Here is a 17,893-nt window from a genome sequence, read left to right as displayed (position 1 = left end):
TATCACTGGGCCGGCTCCGTCACTTTGTGCGTTCCTTTCGGATTTTTCGCCGTTTTCGTATGCGAGGAGGACGGCTTCGCCTGCGAGGCGGAAGACTTCGTGCGCAACGCCGACGGCTTCGTATGCGAGACGGAAGACTTCGTGTGCGAAGACTTCGCGTGCGAGGCGGACGGCGAAGGCGACAACGACGGTGACGGCGTCACCTGCGGCGCATAGCGCTGCTGTTGCTGTTTCTGCTGCTCTTTCTGCTTGGCCAGGGTGTGCTGGATGAACGACCACCCCACACAACCGGCACACAGCACCGCCGCGACGGCGATGCCGGCGAATATCTTGCCGAGCTTCTCGTCCGCCGTACGGCGGGCCCGCTGGGCCCCGTAGAGCAGGGCGTCCCGCATGCGCCGGCGCCGTACCGACACCGACTCCAGCAGCTGACTGTCGTAATCCTTCGCCATCATTCCCCGATCAGCCGGGCTCCACGAGCCGGTGTGGACCTACGAACCCCGGGCGATCTGAAAGGCCATGAACAGCAGCCAGGACACCGGGATCAGCAAGCCCCAGACGGCGGGGCGCCGACGCAGCGGCAGACCGGGATCCAGCTGCATACCGGGCTGGCCGGGAACCGGGGGCGGAAGCTTGTTGAGCTTGACCCTGATGAATACGTTCCACAGCAGGGTGAACGGGGTCAGGAGAACCAGCGACAGCGGGCTCCACCAGCCCTGCAGCAGCGTCTTACCGGTCATGTCGCGCCACACGGACGTTCCGCAATTGCGGCAGAACGGGCCCTTGAGGGACAGGAACCGCATCATGATCAGAATGCCCTGATGCCCACGCACGGTCGCCTCGACGGCGGGGAATCCGCCGCACAGCCGGCAGTGCACCTGCCCCGCGGGCGGCTGAAAGCCTTGCTGGGGCTGGCCCTGCTGACCCCAGCCCTGCTGGGGTGCCTGACCCTGCTGGGGCGGAAAACCGGGCTGCTGCTGGAACGGCTGTTGCGCCGGAAATGGCTGCTGTTGCGGCGGAGTAGCCACAAGAGTCCCCCGAATCAATCACTGCACTATGGAACGGCGCGGTCATGACACACACCGGCCGCCATCACTATCAACTTTCACCGGGGGAACGCAAAAACGCGTCGACATTCCACCCGTAGCCGGGCAGTAGTACACCGCCAGGCAGCCACCGGACTCCCCCGTCGCCGACCCCCAACAGATGATCATCGAACCGGACGGGCCGGGGGCTCGGGCCCCCTGACCCTCCGTCCGCGCTTCCCGGGCCGGGCACTCCGCGCACCCGCCCCCGGGAGAAGGATTTGTCGACTCGAGCCGCGAGCCCGGACGATTATCCATTCGGCCGGGAATGTGTCGGATCCCCAGAAGGCCTCGGCCTCCGAGAATTCCGGCCGTTGAAACCTCCTCAAGAAGGGGCACCAGTCCGTCGAGAAGGGCAGCCTGCCCGGACCGAGAAACTCATCGTCGTTCCTGCCGCACCGTCGCCGGCATTCCGGGGAAGGCCGGTTGGCCGGTGCACCGTTGTAGCGGTGCACCGGCCGCCTCCGCATGCCGGCCGTTTCGGCCGAGCAGCCGTCCTATGCGGCGCGGCCCAGCGCCTCGCGGACCTCCGCGCGCACCTTCTCATCGCCGACCGTCAGCAGGTACTCACCGAACTGCCGGCCCTCCGGGCCCTGGGCACGGGAGACGAGCGCGACGGCATGGTTCAACGTGCGGGGGGAGGAACTGACCTTCAGCACGCGCATGGCCATCTCCACGCCCAAGGGACCATCGAGAACCGACACCGCACTGGCCAGGTCGACCAGCTGCGTGGGCAGGTCGAACCGGAGCTTCTCGCCCGCCACCAGGGACCGCACGCCCCGGTCGACGGCCTCCTTGATGTCGTCCAGCATGGCCCGCAGCGTGGCGTCGTCGAACAACTCGCCCAGCTTGTCCTCGAAATACTGGCTGTCGGCGAGCCGCACCAAGGCGCGGGCCGCCTCCACGCGCAGGCCTTCGGTCCCCTTTTCCTGCGCCAGGTCCCCGTCGGCCACCGCGTCCGCGAGCTGCGCGAACGTGCTGTCGACCGAGAACTTGCGGTCGACCGAGAAGTCGTACCAAGGCGTGTTCTCCGGGTCCGCGGCAGCCCGGACGACCGCCTCGTACCCAGCCGTCTCGCCCCAGGTCGCCAGCGCCACGCAGGCCAGGAAACGCTCGATCTCCGGTTCGGCGGGATCGTTCATCAGCTCGACGAGTCCGGGCACGCGGTCCCGGTGTCCGGGCTCATCGAAAGCCCCGAAGATCACATCGTCGATATCCGTCGTCGGCTCGCCGTCGAAATCCGTGCCGAGCAATTCACTGAAGCGGGTCATGAGTGGCATCCTTTCGCATTCCGCCCGTCGGTCGTCGTCACGGTCCGCTGATGTAGTCACGCGGCACGACGCCCTTGATGAGCCACTCCGAGTCCCGGCGTGTGTGCATCATGTCCTTCATGCGCTGCGCGAGGCTCTTCGTCTTGGCCTTGCCCAGGCCGAGTTCCTTGGCGATCTCGGCGGCCCTCGCGTCGATCTCGGCGTGCGGTGTGTCCCGCGGGACACTGATGTCCACGGGCCGGCCGGCGACCTTGTCGGCAGCCTGCTGGATCGCCGCCTCGACCTCCCTCGGCGAGTAGACCTCCACACCCTTGACCTTGCCCTTGGCTATGTCGTCCACGAGCCGGGGCAGATCGATCTGGATCTTCTGGCCGCCGTAGTCCTTGGCGTTGGCGCCGTCCTCACTGGTCGAGGTGTAGGGGCTCTCCGACTTCTTCGGCTCCCGTCCCACGATGTGGTCGACGATCGTCGCGTCACCGTTCGGGTTGGCGGGTACGAGGTCGCCGTCCTCGTTGAGGTAGCTCTTGCGCTGCCCCTTGCTGTTGTGCGTGTCCGAGAAGTCCGCGTCATGACGCTTGAGGGGCGGGATCTCTTCGGCGGGACCCGGCTTGTACGAGCCGGGCGGCGTGTGATCACCCGAACCGGAACCGGAGTCACCGGAGCCCGAACCCGTGCCGGAGTCACCCGAGCCCGAGCCGGAACCGGAGTCACCGGAGCCGGAGCCGGAGCCCGTGCCGGAGTCACCGGTATGACCCGCACCCGCGCCGTGACCCGCACCCGAGCCCTTGTCCGAGCCGGAGCCCGAATCGGCGTGACCGGAATCCTTGCCCGAGCCACCGGGCCCGTCCGAGCCGCCGTGCCCGCCGGCGCCGGCGCCCGTGCCCGGCGTCTCGCCGTGACCGCCGGTGCCATGACCCGCGCCGCCACCGCTCGGGGTGTGCGAACCGCCGCTCCCGCCGGACGGCGTGTGCGAGCCCGCGCCGCTGCCGGTCGGGTGGTCCGCGGCGTGACCGCCCGTGGACGGCGTGCCGGACGTGCCGTCGCCGCCCTTCGGTCCCGTCCCGTTCTCCACGCGGCTGGGGCCGCCCGCGCCCTCGAGCACCTTCTCCTTGGCCGGCTCCTTGGCCGGTTCCTTGGCCGGAGCGGTCTCGTGCTCGTGGACGTTGGGCAGGTCGTCCTTGTGCGGCTCCTTGTGGGGAGCGGTGTCGGGAACGACGTTGCCGTTCTCGTCCCGGATGTGCCCGTCGTTGCCGACGACGCGCTTGTTGCCCTCGTGGTCGACGTGCTCGCGGCCGGGAGGCGTCGTCTCGCCGGAGCCGGCGGGGGTCTTGTCGCCGGAGCCGGCGGGGGTGGAGGACGAATCGCCCGAGTGGGAAGGGTTCGAAGGAGTCGAAGAACCGTCGCCCGAGTGGGAAGGGGTCGAAGGGGTCGAAGGGGTCGAAGGGGTCGAAGAACCGTCGCCCGCGTGGGCCCCAGGCACGTTCGCCTCGCCCGGGTGCGGCGAGGTGCCGGTGGGGAGGTTGCGGGCCATGTCGTCGACGCCGGCCTGGCTGACCTTCAGGCCCTCCATGAGCTCGCCGACCTTGAGCTTGGTGACACTCGCCGCCTTGCCCAAGTAGCTCATCGGGTCGACGAGCACACCCGCCTTGCCCATCACGGTCGCGGCCTCGGAGATCATCCCGGCCTTCCCGGCCTTGCCGAGCTTGAGGAACGAGCCCGCGCCGAGGGTCAAACCGTTGAACGCAACGATCCCGACCGCCTTCGAGGGGTTCTTGCCCCACTCGTCCCAGGCGACCATCGACTTGCCGAAGTTGCGCAGGGCCGCCTTCTGCTTGTCGGTGTCACTGTGGTCGACCGGGCCGAACATCTTGTCCATGGCCCACTCGTACGGCGTTGCGATGTACGCGCTGACACCACCGAAGACGTCGCCGATGTTCGACCACGTCTTCTTGAAGTTGTCCCAGTCGAAGACGTTGACCATGCTGCCCAGGCCCTTGATGGTGCCCCAGACACCGTCGACGAAGAACCCCTTCAGCGCACCGCCGACGTTGTCCTTCGTCCACTCCCACGCGGCCCGCAGGCCCGTGTACTCACGCTCGTCGACCGTCCCCCAAGGCGTCTCCTTGGCGTCCTTGACGTCGCTTTCCTTGAAGCCGTACATGCCGGCCTTGTGCGAGCCGTCGTCGACGACGAAATGCGTGCCCCCGACCAGCGTGGTGATCTTGTTGGCGGCATCACGCTCGACGCCCTGGAACGCCACCCACGTCGTACCGACCTCACGGACAAGACGCGCATTCTCGTCGATCTTGCCCTGGTCCTTCTGCCAGTCGTCGTCATCCTTGTTGTCCGCGACGAACTTCTCCGCATCCTTGCGGAGCTGCTTCATCTTGTCGACAAGCGGCTTCGCGGTCGACGCGAAAGTCGTCAGCGCGCCGCTGACGGACTCCAGCTTCTTCGCGAACTCGTCCGCCTTGTCCCGCACCGGAATCGTCGAATTGAGCAGATGCTCCTGCTCAGGAGCGTCATAGACCGGATCCAGCGCCTGAAAGGCGTTATGGACGTCCTTGCCCGTGCCACGAATGCTGGAGGCAGTCGTCTTCAGCGAAGCCGCATGCGTCTCCAAAGTCTCCAGATTGCCCGTGAAGGTCGGTATCTTCCCCAGATCGATCATTTCTTGGGGCCCTTCATCTCTTCCGGAGTCGGAGCCTTGGAGTACTCCTCCTGCTTGTTCTTCGCCATCTCCAGGTCGCCCTTGAGGTACTCCTCAGTGGCCAGGCGCGCCCCGGTGATGGACTTCCCCGTCCGGACGGGGAGGAACTTCACGTCGTTCTCAGTCTTCTGCTGGAACTCCTGCAGCGCCTGGGCCACGGGACCGAACGCACCCCCCTTGGGGATCTCGGTCCCGCCCAGAACCATCGTGCCCGCCCAGGTAGCGGCGCCCACCAAGCCCTCGCCGTACGCCTTGAACTCTTCCTCGAACTTCCCGCCGGCCTCGGCGGTCTTGCTCAGGACTCCACGAACGCCATCCGGCTTGATGTCCCACTTGGACACGATGCCCCCCGTTCTGTAAAACGTTTCTTTCCTGTGCCCCGGCGTCAGCCGATGTTGTCGACGGCGGCCTTGGCCCTGGCCAGCGTCTGGTGCGCCGTGCCGTCGTTCTTGTCCATCGTCGTGCGCAGCAGCTTGATGATCGAGCGGACCTCGGCGGCGGCCTTGTCCCAGCGCTGCTCCTTGCCGTGGTACTCGTCCGAGACGCCGTCGGCCTGGAAGTCGGCCATCGCCGCCTTCACTGCCGCCTCGCGCTCGCCGAGCACCGTCTCCAGCCGGCCGATGATGCCGTCCAGCGACCCCTGCACCTCGGTCGAGGCGCCGATGTCGTAACTACGCCGATCCGTACCCGTGCCACCCATGTCAACTACCCCCGTATTCCTAGCGGCCCGAGAAACGAGCCGCGTCGAAGTTCGCCGCCGCCATCTGCTGCTTCGCGTTGTCGGCCGACTCCTGGTCACCCTGACCGAACGAGGTGTCCATCCCCGACTGACCACCCAGGATCGAGCGCAGCGAGCCGTTCAGCGCGGCCGTCACATCGTCCGAGTGCTCCTTGAACTGATCGAAGGCCACTTTGCCCGAACCGTTGAACTTGCCCTCCAACGGTGCGGCAGCGGCAATCAGCTGGCGGATCAGACCACCAAGGTCTTCACTCGACCCCTGCGTCCGAGACATCAGTCCCGTCAACGCCGTGTTACCCATATCGAACTTCACGAGCTCACCCCCGTCACCTCTCACAACAGGCCGCTCGAACATCCACGGCCCGCACTGGCGTGCCATGTCTATCAACCCCGCATTGCCACCTGCAACGTGAGTAGGGGGCGCACTCGCACACCTGTTACCGAGCAGTGGCATTCGTCGCGGAATCAGCCGTCGCCTGTCACGCGCTTGTGACAATGCGTGGCTCAGTCACGGCAGATGAGCAGCAGCGCCCGGTCGTCGTTGACGTCCTTGGCGACGGCCTCGATGAGGTGCCAGGCGGCGCCGTGGAAGCCGGAGGTGACGTAGCGGTCGGCCTCGCCGGTGAGCCGGTCCATGCCCTCGGTCAGGTCCCGTTCGGCCGTCTCGACGAGGCCGTCGGTGAAGAGCATGAGGACGTCGCCGGGGCGCAACGTGCCCTTGACGGGGTCGAACCGCGCGCCGTCGTAGACCCCGAGGAGGGGGCCTTCGGCGGCCTTCTCCTCCCAGCGGCCGGTGCCCGCGCTGAGTTGAAGCCCCGGCAGATGGCCGGCGGAGAGCAGTTCGTAGTCGCCGCTGTCGAGGTCGAGGACGAGGTGGACGGAGGTCGCGAAGCCCTCGTCCCAGTCCTGTCGGAGCAGATAGGCGTTGGCGGCGGGCAGGAACTGCGGGGGCGGCAGGGAGCCCAGCAGGCCGCCGAAGGCACCGGACAGCAGCAGGGCGCGGGAGGCGGCATCCATGCCCTTGCCGGAGACGTCGGTCAGGACGACCTCCAGCGTGCGGCCGCCGTTCGTCCGCCCGGCGACGACGAAGTCACCGGAGAAGGACTGGCCGCCGGCCGGGCGCAGGGCCATCTCCCGGTGCCAGCCGCGCGGCAGCTTCGGCAGCTTGCTCTGGACGCGGATCCGCTCGCGCAGATCGAAGAGCATCGTGCCGCCGCGCCGCCAGGGCACCCCGACGCGGCTGCGGAACTGCGCGATGAGCAGCCCGAGGAAGCCCACCGCGGCGACGACGAGGATGGTGCCGGGGGTGACCCGGTCGGCGCCGTGGGAGCCGGGGTCGTCCAGCGTCGCCGACTCCACGATGAGGGCGGCGGCCGAGGCCGCGTACAGACCGAGCAGGCTCGCGGGCCGCAGCAGCAGCCCGCCGGCCACGATGGGCAGGACGAGCGCCGCGGGGTCGCACCACTCGGGGTTGGCGACGGTGCCGAACGCGAGGGCGGGGACGGCGAGCAGCAGCGCGGTCAGGGCCAGCCAGTCGGAGCCGTCGCCGCGGAAATAGTCGACACCGGCTTTGCGCACGCTCGTGCGGACCCGGTGCAGTCTTTTGCGCATCCGGGCCGTCGGGGTCTCCGCGCCGCCAGTCATTGCATCGGGACCTTATCCACCCATTCGGCGGTGCGTCGATTCACGCCGCGCCGACACGTCCCCCGGGAGGCGCCGGTGTGGCGCCAGGAGGGCCTCGGGAACGACTCGGAAAGCCACAGCCTAGGCGAAATTCGTTCGCGTGGGCCGGGAACGCGCTGCTAGGGATGGGTCATGACGATGGAAATTCGGGTCCTGCGTCCCTCCGACTGGGATCAGTGGTACGACACGTTGGAACTGGCCTTCGGCGGGGCGGCTGAGCCCGCCGAGGAGCGGGATCTGTGGCGGGAGCTGACGCGCTTCGACCGCTCCTTCGGTGTCTGGGAGGGGGACGAAGTCGTCGGCACGGCGGGCTCGTTCGCCTTCCGGATGACGGTGCCCGGCGGGGAGGCGGTGCCGACCGCCGGCGTGACGATGGTGGGGGTACGGCCGACGTACCGGCGGCGCGGGGTGCTCCGGCAGATGATGCGGCGTCTGCTCGACGACGTGCGGTCCTCGGGCGAGCCGTTGGCCGTGCTGACCGCCTCGGAGCCCGCGATCTACGGCCGGTTCGGCTACGGGGCCGCCACGCACAGCCTGCACGCGAACATCGACACCACCCGGGTGCGGGTGGCGGTGCCGCCGGGTACCGACGCGTCGGACGGTGCGAAGGGCGTGCGGTTGCGTTACTCGAAGCCCGAGGATGCGCGTGACGCCTGCGAGGCCGTCTACGCGCGCCGGGTAGCCGCCCGTCCGGGCATGCTCGTCCGGCAGCCGGGCTGGGAGAAGCAGCCGCTGCTCGACGCGGTGGACCGGCGCGAAGGGGCCTCGGCGCTCCAGTGCGTGCTCGCGGAGGCCGACGGCGAGGTGGTGGGCTACGCGCGCTACGCGGTGCGCGCCGACTGGGACATGGCCGGCGCGAAGGGCACGGTGGTCCTGCGCGACCTGGAGGCACTGACCCCGCAGGCGTACGCCGCGCTGTGGCGCTTCCTGACCGAGATCGACCTGACGACGCGGGTCACCGCGACGAACCGCCCCGTCGACGACCCGCTGCTGCACCTGGTGAGCGACGTCCGGCGCTGCGACATCGGGGTGCGGGACTCGCTCTACGTCCGACTGGTCGACGTGGGCGCGGCGTTGTCCGCCCGTACGTACCGGACGCCGGTGGACGTGGTGTTCGAGGTGGAGGACGACTTCTGCCCCTGGAACGCCGGGCGCTGGCGGCTGACCGGCGACCCGAAGGGCGCGTCCTGCGAGCGCACCGACGACGCGCCGGATCTGGCCCTGTCCGTACGGGAGCTGGGCACGGTGTATCTGGGCGGGGTGTCACTGACCTCGCTGGCGGGCGCGGGCCTGGTGACGGAGCTGCGGCCGTCCGCGCTGGAGGAGGCGTCCTCGGCCTTCGGCAGCACGGTGGCGCCGTGGCTGCCGCACGGGTTCTGACACCTCCCCGGGCGGCACCGGCCGGTCACTGGCAGGTGGGGCACCAGAAGAGGTTGCGGGCGGCGAGTTCCGCGGTGCGGATCTCGCCGTCGCAGACGTGGCAGGGAAGGTGGGCCCGGCGGTAGACGTAGACCTCGCCGCCGTGGTCGTCGACGCGCGGCGGGCGGCCCATGGCCTCGGGCATGTGCTCGGGCCGGACGGTGTCGATCCGGTTGTTCCGTACGCCCTCGCGCATCAGCACGACCAGGTCGGCCCAGATCGCGTCCCACGCGGACCGGGTGAGGTCGCGGCCGGGGCGGTACGGGTCGATGCCGTGCCGGAAGAGGACCTCCGCGCGGTAGACGTTGCCGACGCCGGCGATGACCTTCTGGTCCATGAGCAGCGCGGCGATCGTGGTGCGGCTCCGGGAGATCCGCCGCCACGCCTTGTCGGGGTCGTCGCCGGACCGCAGCGGGTCGGGGCCGAGCCGGTCGTGTATCGCCTGCTTCTCGCCGTCGGTGATCAGCGCGCAGGTGGTGGGCCCGCGCAGATCGGCGTAGGCGCCGGGGTTCGCGAGCCGCAGCCGCACGGTCTCGGTGGGCGGCGGCGCCTGGCCCGCGCCGAAGCCGAGCTTGCCGAAGAGGCCGAGGTGGATGTGGACCCAGCCGGTCGCGGCGAAGCCGAGGAAGAGGTGCTTGCCGTGGGCCTCGGCGGTCTCCAGCACCCGGCCGTCGAGCAGGGCCGCGCTGTCCGCGAATTTGCCCTGCGGGCTGCTCACCCGGGCGGGGCGGCCCGCGAAGAGGTCACGGTGGTCCGCCGCGAGGCGGTGGATCGTATGCCCCTCGGGCAAGGCGGGTCCTCCGGACGGGTTGCGTTGACTGGTGCGGCTTCAAGACCGGGGCGCTGCCCCGGACCCCGGCCCTCAAGCGCCGGGCGGGCTGGTTTGCGCCCGGACGGGCTGCTGTGCCGTGTCCTCAGGCACCGGACAGGCTGCTCCAGCCCGTCCGGCGCCTGAGGACAAAGGGGTATCAGCCCTGCTGCGGGTGGTGGGCGGGGATCGCCGGAAGCTCGCCGGTGGTCTCGTACGCGCTGAGCATCTCGATGCGGCGCGTGTGGCGCTCCTCACCGGAGTACGGCGTGGCGAGGAAGATCTCGACGAACTTCGTCGCCTCTTCCTGGGTGTGCATCCGGCCGCCGACGCTGATCACGTTGGCGTTGTTGTGCTCACGCCCGAGGGCGGCGGTCTGCTCGCTCCAGGCCAGCGCGGCCCGGACGCCCTTGACCTTGTTCGCGGCGATCTGCTCGCCGTTGCCCGAGCCGCCGATCACGATCCCGAGGCTGTCGGGGTCGGCGGCGGTCCGCTCCGCGGCGCGGAGGCAGAACGGGGGGTAGTCGTCCTGGGCGTCGTAGATGTGCGGACCACAGTCGACGGGGTCATGGCCCTGGGCCGTGAGCCACTCGACGAGGTGGTTCTTGAGTTCGTAGCCGGCATGGTCGGAGCCGAGGTACACGCGCATGCGTCCGAGTGTGGCACGACTCGCGGGGGGCACTCGTCGTCGGGGCCGGGGGTTACCCCGTGAATACAACGATACGGATTCGGGTCTTCCGAAAGACACCTGCAAAAAGTTCTAATGCGGAAGCTCGAAACCCGAGAACCAAAGGAAACGTTCCATGAGCGCGACACCGCCGACAATGACGAAGGCGCCGACGGCCGGCGATCCCGGCCAGGGCCCCGCGTCCGGCCAGGACGGCCTGAAGGCCGGGCTCAAGAACCGCCACCTGTCCATGATCGCCATTGGTGGCGTCATCGGCGCCGGCCTCTTCGTGGGCTCCAAGAGCGGCATCGCCGCCGCCGGCCCCGCCATCCTCATCTCCTACGCGCTCGTGGGCGCGATGGTCGTCTTCGTGATGCGGATGCTCGGCGAGATGGCCGCCGCCAACCCGACCTCCGGCTCCTTCTCCTCCTACGCGGACCGGGCACTGGGCCGCTGGGCCGGCTTCTCCATCGGCTGGCTGTACTGGTTCTTCTGGGTCGTGGTGCTGGCGGTCGAGGCGACCGCGGGCGCCGAGATCCTCGAAGGCTGGATACCGGCCGTGCCGCAGTGGGCCTGGGCCCTGATCGTCATGGTGGTGCTCACCGCGACCAACCTCGGCTCGGTCAGCTCCTACGGTGAGTTCGAGTTCTGGTTCGCCGGCATCAAGGTCGTCGCGATCTCCGCGTTCGTCGTGATCGGCGGGCTCGCGGTGTTCGGTCTGCTGCCGGGCTCGGACAACCCGGGCGCGGGGCTGGACAACCTCACCGCGCACGGCGGCTTCATGCCCAACGGGCCGGGCGCCATCCTCGCCGGTGTGCTGATGGTCGTCTTCTCCTTCATGGGCAGCGAGATCGTCACCCTGGCCGCCGGTGAGTCCGAGGACCCGCAGCGCGCGGTCACCAAGGCCACCAACAGCGTGATCTGGCGCATCGGCGTCTTCTACCTGGGCTCGATCTTCGTCGTCGTCTCGCTGCTCCCCTGGGACTCCAAGGAGATCGCCGAGAAGGGCAGCTACGTCGCCGCCCTCGACACGATCGGCATCCCGCACGCCGGCCAGATCATGAACGTGATCGTGCTGACCGCGGTGCTCTCGTGCCTGAACTCCGGCCTCTACACCGCCTCCCGCATGGCCTTCTCCCTCGGCCAGCGCGGCGACGCCCCGAAGGCGTTCGCCCAGGTCCGCCCGAACGGCGTCCCGCGGGCCGCGATCCTCGGCTCGGTCGTCTTCGGCTTCCTGTCGGTGTTCTTCAACTACATGTGGCCGGACACGGTCTTCAAGTTCCTGCTCAACGCCTCCGGTGCGGTGGCCCTCTTCGTCTGGCTGGCGATCTGCTTCACCCAGCTGAAGATGCGGAAGATCATCGAGCGCGAGACGCCGGAGCGGCACTTCGTGAAGATGTGGCTCTTCCCGTACCTGACGTGGCTGACCATCGGCATGATCACCTTCGTGCTCGGTTACATGGTCTACGACGGTGGCGACAACCGTCAGCAGGTCCTTCTCTCGACGCTGCTGGGCGTGATCGTCCTGGTCATCGGCATCGTCCTGGACCGCCGCCGCAAGAGCGAGGCGGCTGCCACGAAGTAACCCCTCTCGCGTTTCGGGCCGGGCCCGCACCCCCTTTCACCAAGGGGTGCGGGCCCGGCCCGTTCCGTATGCGGTGAGCTCTAGCGCGAGGCACCGAAGTTCTGGGTCCACCAGGGACCGTTCGCACTGAGGTTGATGCCCACGCCTATCTCCTTGAAGGAGCAGTTCAGGATGTTGTCCCGGTGCCCCTTGCTCTTCATCCAGCCGTCCATCGCCGTACGGGCGTCCTTGGGGCTCTTGAAGATGTTCTCGCCGTACGTCCTCCAGTGGTACCCGGCGGCCGTCACCCGGTCACCGGGACCCTTGCCCTCGGGGGTGCTGTGGGCGTAGTAGTCGCGGGCGGCCATGTCGTCCGAGTGGCCCTGGGCCGCGGCCTGGAGCTTGGCGTTGACCGTGACGGGCGAGCAGCCGCTACGGGCCCGCTCCGCGTTGACCATGGCCACGACCTGCTGCACGAGCGTTGCGTTGCGCCCGCCCGCCGGGGTGCCCTTGGGCTTCGGCTTGGGCTTCTTCGTCGGCTTGGGCTTGGCCGAGGCGGGAGATCCGCTCTTCTTGCCGGCCTTCGCCGCGTCCTTCCCGGTCTCCTTGGGCTTCTTCTTCGGCTTCGGGGAGGCGGTGGCGGCCGGGGCCGCCTTGTCCTTCCCGGCGTTCTTCCCGGCGGCGACGGCGGCCGGCTCGGTGACCTGGCGCTCGGCCCGCACCGAGGCCGCCCCGGCGGCCGGACGGCTGTCCCCGCCGTGGCCCCCCACCGCCTGGGCCACGCCGTAGCCGCCACCGGCGACGGCGATCAGGGCCACCGCCCCGGTCAGCATCACAGCCCGTCGCGGGCGCCTTCCCCGGTTCCGGCGGGAGCGCCGGCTCCCCTCGGGGGCGGGGTCGAACGTCACAGTCTCGGGTTCACGGTTCACGCGGATCCACTTCCGGTGCGGGGTCTGCTGAGGCCAGTCCAACACTCAGGAGACGCGGCTGCCGGACGCCGATAACAAAAATCCGCGCACGCGTGTACGGGCCGGGCCCGCACCCCTTTTCGCAAGAGGTGCGGGCCCGGCCCGTACGTGGAGAGGTGCCTGCGGGGGCGTCAGCCCCGGCGGCCCAGCAGCTTCCAGGCGGCGGGCAGCGCGCCCATCGCGAGGGCGGCCTTCAGGACGTCGCCGATCAGGAACGGCGTCAGACCGTTCGCGACGGCGTCCGCGAAGGACATGTGCGTGGCCAGCGCGAGGTAGGGGACACCGACCGCGTAGATGATCGCGGAGCCGAGCGCCATGGCGCCCGCGGTGCGCAGCACGGAACGGTCGGCACCGCGGCGGGCGAGGGCGCCGACGACGGTCGCGGCGAGCATCATGCCGAGGACGTAACCGAAGGACGGGAACGCGGCGCCGGACTTGGCCTCGGCGAACCACGGCATGCCCGCCATGCCGACGACGGCGTACAGCGCGAGGGAGAGGAAACCGCGCCGGGCCCCCAGCGCGGTGCCGACCAGCAGCGCGGCGAAGGTCTGACCACTGACCGGGACCGGCGAGCCGGGCACCGGGACGGCTATCTGGGCGGTGATGCCGGTGAGGGCCGCGCCGCCGAGGATCAGGGCGGCGTCGCGGACACGGGCGCGGCCGGCGGTGGAGGCGGGGAGCAGATCGGCGAGGACCGTACCGGTCCGGGAAACTGAGGCAGCGGCGGTGGCCATCGGTACTCCGCGAGGTGACTGGGCAAGTAAGGACAGGCTGACGTTAGCCGAGCGTCACCGCGTGAGCACCGGGCAGCCGTGACAAAGCGGTGGCCTCAGCCTTGGAGACTTCCGAACCCTGTCGCCTCCGGCGCGGGTCGCAGTGGGGACGCGGGCCCGCCGCACAGCACCTCCGGCGTGGGCCACAGCGGGGAGCGGGCCCACCGCGGGCCTGTGCCGCCCAGCACCTCCGGCGTAGGCCACAGCAGGGACGCGGGCCCCACCGCGGACCGGTGCCGCCCGGCACCTCCGGCGTAGGTCACAGCAGGGACGCGGGCCCCACCGCGGGCCTGTGCCGCCCGGCACCTCCGGCGTGGGTCACAGCAGGGACGCGGGCCCCACCGCGGACCGGTGCCGCCCGGCAGGCCGGTGCCGCCCGGCAGGCCGGTGCCGCCCGGCGGGGCGGGGCGAGGCGTGGGCCACAGCGGGGCGCGGCCCTCGCCGCGGACCGGTGCCGCTGCGTGGGTCGCAGCGGGGAGCCGAGCCCTCGCCTCGGGCCGGTACCGCCCGGCCACTCCGGCGTGGGCCACAGCGGGGGCGCGGGCCTGGCCGCGGACCGGTGCCGCCCGGCAGGGCGGGGGCGAGGCGTGGGCCACAGCGGGGACGCGGGCCCCGCCCGGCGGGCCTGTGCCGCCCGGCACCTCCGGCGTAGGCCACAGCAGGGACGCGGGCCCCACCGCGGACCGGTGCCGCCCGGCAGGGCGACGGCGTCGGACGGCTGCGCCCCTCTCCGCGCGGGCCTAGCGACAGCTCTGGCCGGGCCCTGGGGCGCCCGGGCCGCGGCGTCGCGCCCTGATGGGCCGCGGGAGCTCGCCCGCCCCGGAGGGCGGCGATACCGGCCGCGACGGCCGGTATCACCGAGCCGAGCCCGCCGGGGCCAGGGGCGCGGACGCCCTCGCCGGCAGGAGGCGGGCACGCGGACCCCGTCGCGCAAAGGCCAGCGCCCAGCGCCACCGTGATGCTCGTCACCCCCGACCTGCGGAGCTTGGCACATACCACCCGGTCGGGAGAATCTGTCGGAAGTAGCCGGATTCGCGGAGTCCACACATACGGAGCCTCTGAATCCGCCGCGGCCCCCACCGCACAGATCGCACAGATCACACAGATCGCCCCACCGCACAGATCCCGAGAGCACGAAGTCCCATGCACGACGTACCGCCTGTCGCCGAGTCCCGTACCGGCGACGAGAGAGAACCGCTGTCCGCGGGGCTGAAGCAGCGGCATCTGACCATGCTCGGCCTGGGCGGGGTGATCGGGGCCGGGCTGTTCGTCGGGTCGGGTGCCGGGATCGCCGTGGCGGGGCCGGGGATCATCGTGTCGTATCTGATCGCGGGTGCGCTCGCGATGCTGGTGATGCGGATGCTCGGCGAGATGTCCTCGGCGATGCCCGCCTCGGGCGCCTTCTCGGTGCACGCGGAGCGGGCGCTGGGCCGCTGGGCCGGGTTCTCGGTGGGCTGGCTGTACTGGTTCCTGCTGGTGGTCGTGCTCGCCGTGGAGGCGACCGGCGCCGCACAGATCGCCCATGGCTGGGTGCCGTCGGTGCCGCAGTGGGGCTGGGTGCTGCTGTTCATGGTGGTGTTCACCACCGCCAACCTCGCCGCGGTGAAGAACTTCGGCGAGTTCGAGTTCTGGTTCGCGGCGCTGAAGGTCGGCGCGATCGTCCTCTTCCTGGGCCTGAGCCTGCTGGCGATCTTCGGCGTGCTGCCGGACACCGAGGCCGTGGGGTTCACGAACCTCACCGGGCAGGGCGGCTTCCTGCCCAACGGCTGGAGCGGCGTGGTCTCCGGCGTCCTCGCCGTCGTCTTCGCCTTCGGCGGCCTGGAGGTCGTCACGATCGCCGCCGCCGAGTCCGACGACCCGGCGCGCGCGGTGGCCCGGGCGGTGCGCAGCGCCGTGTACCGCATCCTCTTCTTCTACGTCGGCTCGATGCTCGTCATCGTCACCCTTCTCCCCTGGTCCTCGATGAAGCCGGGACAGAGCCCCTACGTGGCCGTCCTCGATCACATCGGAGTGCCGGGCTCCGGGCAGATCATGAACATCGTGGTCTTCGTGGCGCTGCTGTCCGCGCTGAACGCCAACCTCTACGGCTCGTCGCGGATGGTCTTCTCGCTCGCCGAGCGCGGGGAGGCGCCGCGCTCCCTGCTGAAGATCTCCGACGGTGGCGTACCCCGACGAGCGGTCTTCGCATCGGTCGCTTTCGGCTTCATCTCGGTCATATTGAACCTCAAGTGGCCGGATTCGATCTTCCACTATCTACTCAACGCGGTGGGCGCGGTCCTGCTCTTCGTCTGGGGTCTGATCGCCGTCTCCCAGCTGCGGCTGCGGCCGCGCATCGAGCGCGACACACCGGAGCGGCTGACGCTGCGCATGTGGTGCTTCCCCTACCTGACCTGGGTCGCCCTGGCCGCGATGGGCGCCGTGCTGGTGCTCATGCTGACCGACGACGAGGCCCGGCCGCAGCTGCTGTGGTCGGCGGCGGCGACGGGCGCGGTGCTCGCGGTGGCGGGGCTGCGCGAGCTCCGGCTGCGCGCGACGGGCCGACCGGCCCGATAGATCGACCGTAAAACACGTTTGTTCTGGCGATACATCAGGTACGTACGGTCATACCGACGTCTGAATATCGGACACCTCTGCAAAGGGTGTTGTCCTGAGCGAACGTGGCCTTCACACTGAGGCAACTTTCCGCTCACACCCAACGGGGCAGACACGATCATGACCGGTATTCCCCCCTCTCCGCCTGAGTGCGCGGCTTCCGACGCGAAATCAAACACCGCCGTTCCGGCCAACGACGTCGGCACCGACGCCAAGGCCCTGTCGCACAGCCTCAAGCAGCGGCATCTGTCGATGATCGCCCTCGGTGGCGTCATCGGCGCGGGGCTCTTCGTCGGCTCGGGCGGCGGCATCGCCGCCGCCGGCCCCGCGGTCGTGCTCGCCTACGCGGCGTCCGGGCTGCTGGTGATGCTCGTGATGCGCATGCTCGGTGAGATGTCCGCGGCCAACCCGGCCTCGGGCAGCTTCTCGGTGCACGCGGAGCGCACGATCGGCCCGTGGGCGGGCTTCACCTCCGGCTGGGTGTTCTGGACCCTGCTGTGCGTCGCCGTCGCCGCCGAGGGGATAGGCGCGGCGAAGATCATGGTCGGCTGGTTCCCGGACACGTCGTCCTGGATGTGGGTCGCGCTGTTCATGGTCGTCTTCACGGTCACGAACCTGGCCGCGGTGGCGAACTTCGGTGAGTTCGAGTTCTGGTTCGCGACGCTGAAGGTCGGCGCGATCAGCCTCTTCCTGGTCCTCGGCGTGCTCGCCATCATGGGCGTCCTGCCCGGTACCGACGCCCCGGGGGCCGACAACCTCACCGGCAACGGCGGCTTCTTCCCCACCGGCCTCGACGGGCTCGTCGTCGGCCTGCTCGCCTCCGTCTTCGCCTACGGCGGCCTGGAGACCGTGACCATCGCGGCGGCCGAGTCCGAGAAGCCGCGTGAGGGCGTCGCGCGCGCGGTCCGCACCTCGATGTGGCGCATCGCCCTCTTCTACGTCGGCTCGCTGGCCATCGTCGTCACCCTGATCCCCTGGAACGACCCGTCGGTGACCGCCAAGGGCCCCTACGTCGCGGTCCTCGACTACCTGGACATCCCGCACGCCGGCCAGATCATGAACGTCGTCGTGCTGGTGGCGCTGCTCTCCGCGATGAACGCCAACATCTACGGCTCCTCGCGCATCGCGTACTCGCTCGTCGCCCGCGGCCAGGGCTGGAAGGTCCTCGCCAAGGTCAGCAACGGCGTGCCGCGCCTCGCGGTCATCGCCTCCGCCTCCTTCGGCTTCGTCGCCGTCCTGCTCAGCTACTGGTGGCCGGACACCATCTTCAAGTGGCTGCTCAACATGGTCGGCGCGGCCACGCTCGTGGTGTGGGGCTTCATCGCGGTGTCCCAGCTCATGGGGCGCAGGCAGATCCCGCAGGACAAGCTCATCGTGCGCATGTGGCTCTTCCCGTACCTGACCTGGCTGGCCCTGGCCGGCATCGTCGGGGTCCTGGCGCTGATGCTGCGCGAGGAGGAGACCCGCCTCCAGCTGTACTTCACGGCCGGGCTGACGCTCGTCCTCGCCCTGATCGGCTACCTCAAGCAGCGTTCGGCGGCCGCCCAGCGCTGACGCTCCACCACGTCCGCACACCGAGGCGGGGTAGGTCCTGATCTTCAGGACCTACCCCGC

16 protein-coding genes are annotated in these 17,893 nt (G+C 69.8%); 4 read left to right on the top strand and 12 right to left on the bottom strand.

Annotated elements, in window-relative coordinates:
* Positions 1-2: 2 nt before the first annotated feature.
* From FHS38_RS36275 to FHS38_RS01275, 8 genes are all read right to left on the bottom strand, one after another.
* Positions 3-455, bottom strand: coding sequence for a hypothetical protein (locus tag FHS38_RS36275; RefSeq protein WP_373301754.1), 453 nt, complete (start codon positions 453-455; stop codon positions 3-5).
* A 36-nt stretch (positions 456-491) separates the two neighbouring features.
* Positions 492-1,028 carry a hypothetical protein gene (locus FHS38_RS01305; RefSeq protein ID WP_184729789.1) on the bottom strand — a complete coding sequence of 179 codons (537 nt, stop codon included), beginning with the start codon at positions 1,026-1,028 and terminating at the stop codon, positions 492-494.
* A gap of 554 nt (positions 1,029-1,582) precedes the next feature.
* Positions 1,583-2,356 (bottom strand): hypothetical protein, encoded by a 774-nt coding sequence (locus FHS38_RS01300; protein WP_229821895.1) that lies wholly within the window; start codon positions 2,354-2,356, stop codon positions 1,583-1,585.
* Positions 2,357-2,393: 37 nt separating this feature from the next.
* The gene (locus FHS38_RS01295) at positions 2,394-5,027 is read right to left on the bottom strand and encodes a hypothetical protein (protein ID WP_229821896.1); all 2,634 of its coding nucleotides are present in this window, start codon (positions 5,025-5,027) and stop codon (positions 2,394-2,396) included.
* Complete coding sequence (locus tag FHS38_RS01290) at positions 5,024-5,407, bottom strand: DUF6507 family protein (RefSeq protein WP_184729788.1); 384 nt, start codon at positions 5,405-5,407, stop codon at positions 5,024-5,026. The genes FHS38_RS01295 and FHS38_RS01290 overlap by 4 nt, the downstream gene beginning before the upstream one ends.
* A gap of 44 nt (positions 5,408-5,451) precedes the next feature.
* Positions 5,452-5,766 (bottom strand): pore-forming ESAT-6 family protein, encoded by a 315-nt coding sequence (locus tag FHS38_RS01285; protein WP_130877746.1) that lies wholly within the window; start codon positions 5,764-5,766, stop codon positions 5,452-5,454.
* A 19-nt stretch (positions 5,767-5,785) separates the two neighbouring features.
* Complete coding sequence (locus FHS38_RS01280) at positions 5,786-6,118, bottom strand: hypothetical protein (protein WP_184729787.1); 333 nt, start codon at positions 6,116-6,118, stop codon at positions 5,786-5,788.
* 191 nt (positions 6,119-6,309) lie between these two features.
* A complete protein-coding gene (locus tag FHS38_RS01275) occupies positions 6,310-7,449 on the bottom strand; it encodes a PP2C family protein-serine/threonine phosphatase (RefSeq protein WP_184729786.1) in 1,140 nt (379 codons plus the stop codon).
* 171 nt (positions 7,450-7,620) lie between these two features.
* Between FHS38_RS01275 and FHS38_RS01270 the strand changes: the two genes are divergently transcribed.
* Positions 7,621-8,868 (top strand): GNAT family N-acetyltransferase, encoded by a 1,248-nt coding sequence (locus FHS38_RS01270; protein WP_184729784.1) that lies wholly within the window; start codon positions 7,621-7,623, stop codon positions 8,866-8,868.
* A gap of 25 nt (positions 8,869-8,893) precedes the next feature.
* On the opposite strand, the gene FHS38_RS01265 is transcribed toward FHS38_RS01270, so the two are convergent.
* Both FHS38_RS01265 and FHS38_RS01260 read right to left on the bottom strand, forming a co-directional pair.
* Positions 8,894-9,697, bottom strand: coding sequence for an Fpg/Nei family DNA glycosylase (locus tag FHS38_RS01265; RefSeq protein WP_184729782.1), 804 nt, complete (start codon positions 9,695-9,697; stop codon positions 8,894-8,896).
* Between the two features lie 178 nt (positions 9,698-9,875).
* A complete protein-coding gene (locus FHS38_RS01260; RefSeq protein WP_184729780.1) occupies positions 9,876-10,364 on the bottom strand; it encodes a ribose-5-phosphate isomerase in 489 nt (162 codons plus the stop codon).
* Between the two features lie 154 nt (positions 10,365-10,518).
* Between FHS38_RS01260 and FHS38_RS01255 the strand changes: the two genes are divergently transcribed.
* Positions 10,519-11,967 (top strand): amino acid permease, encoded by a 1,449-nt coding sequence (locus tag FHS38_RS01255; protein WP_184729778.1) that lies wholly within the window; start codon positions 10,519-10,521, stop codon positions 11,965-11,967.
* Positions 11,968-12,047: 80 nt separating this feature from the next.
* Here the strand turns inward: FHS38_RS01255 and FHS38_RS01250 are convergent, their stop codons facing one another.
* Both FHS38_RS01250 and FHS38_RS01245 read right to left on the bottom strand, forming a co-directional pair.
* On the bottom strand, positions 12,048-12,779 hold the full coding sequence (locus FHS38_RS01250; protein WP_229821930.1) for a CAP domain-containing protein: 732 nt from the start codon (positions 12,777-12,779) through the stop codon (positions 12,048-12,050).
* 266 nt (positions 12,780-13,045) lie between these two features.
* The gene (locus tag FHS38_RS01245; protein WP_184729774.1) at positions 13,046-13,648 is read right to left on the bottom strand and encodes a biotin transporter BioY; all 603 of its coding nucleotides are present in this window, start codon (positions 13,646-13,648) and stop codon (positions 13,046-13,048) included.
* A gap of 1,182 nt (positions 13,649-14,830) precedes the next feature.
* Between FHS38_RS01245 and FHS38_RS01240 the strand changes: the two genes are divergently transcribed.
* Together FHS38_RS01240 and FHS38_RS01235 are read left to right on the top strand one after the other, a co-directional pair.
* Complete coding sequence (locus tag FHS38_RS01240; protein WP_184729772.1) at positions 14,831-16,240, top strand: amino acid permease; 1,410 nt, start codon at positions 14,831-14,833, stop codon at positions 16,238-16,240.
* Between the two features lie 159 nt (positions 16,241-16,399).
* A complete protein-coding gene (locus tag FHS38_RS01235) occupies positions 16,400-17,833 on the top strand; it encodes an amino acid permease (RefSeq protein WP_184729770.1) in 1,434 nt (477 codons plus the stop codon).
* The last annotated feature ends 60 nt before the right edge of the window (positions 17,834-17,893 follow it).

The sequence above is a fragment of the Streptomyces netropsis genome (genome assembly GCF_014203545.1).
In the GTDB taxonomy this organism is placed as follows: domain Bacteria; phylum Actinomycetota; class Actinomycetes; order Streptomycetales; family Streptomycetaceae; genus Streptomyces; species Streptomyces netropsis.
This window is presented reverse-complemented; position numbering and strand designations above follow the sequence as displayed.

What these genes read in the sequence shown, in the direction of transcription:
- FHS38_RS36275 (WP_373301754.1), bottom strand. Translation starts at nt 455, where the DNA reads ATGATGGCGAAGGATTACGACAGTCAGCTGCTGGAGTCGGTGTCGGTA.
- FHS38_RS01300 (WP_229821895.1), bottom strand. Translation starts at nt 2,356, where the DNA reads ATGACCCGCTTCAGTGAATTGCTCGGCACGGATTTCGACGGCGAGCCG.
- FHS38_RS01295 (WP_229821896.1), bottom strand. Translation starts at nt 5,027, where the DNA reads ATGATCGATCTGGGGAAGATACCGACCTTCACGGGCAATCTGGAGACT.
- FHS38_RS01285 (WP_130877746.1), bottom strand. Translation starts at nt 5,766, where the DNA reads ATGGGTGGCACGGGTACGGATCGGCGTAGTTACGACATCGGCGCCTCG.
- FHS38_RS01275 (WP_184729786.1), bottom strand. Translation starts at nt 7,449, where the DNA reads ATGACTGGCGGCGCGGAGACCCCGACGGCCCGGATGCGCAAAAGACTG.
- FHS38_RS01270 (WP_184729784.1), top strand. Translation starts at nt 7,621, where the DNA reads ATGACGATGGAAATTCGGGTCCTGCGTCCCTCCGACTGGGATCAGTGG.
- FHS38_RS01260 (WP_184729780.1), bottom strand. Translation starts at nt 10,364, where the DNA reads ATGCGCGTGTACCTCGGCTCCGACCATGCCGGCTACGAACTCAAGAAC.
- FHS38_RS01255 (WP_184729778.1), top strand. Translation starts at nt 10,519, where the DNA reads ATGAGCGCGACACCGCCGACAATGACGAAGGCGCCGACGGCCGGCGAT.
- FHS38_RS01250 (WP_229821930.1), bottom strand. Translation starts at nt 12,779, where the DNA reads ATGCTGACCGGGGCGGTGGCCCTGATCGCCGTCGCCGGTGGCGGCTAC.
- FHS38_RS01245 (WP_184729774.1), bottom strand. Translation starts at nt 13,648, where the DNA reads ATGGCCACCGCCGCTGCCTCAGTTTCCCGGACCGGTACGGTCCTCGCC.
- FHS38_RS01240 (WP_184729772.1), top strand. Translation starts at nt 14,831, where the DNA reads ATGCACGACGTACCGCCTGTCGCCGAGTCCCGTACCGGCGACGAGAGA.
- FHS38_RS01235 (WP_184729770.1), top strand. Translation starts at nt 16,400, where the DNA reads ATGACCGGTATTCCCCCCTCTCCGCCTGAGTGCGCGGCTTCCGACGCG.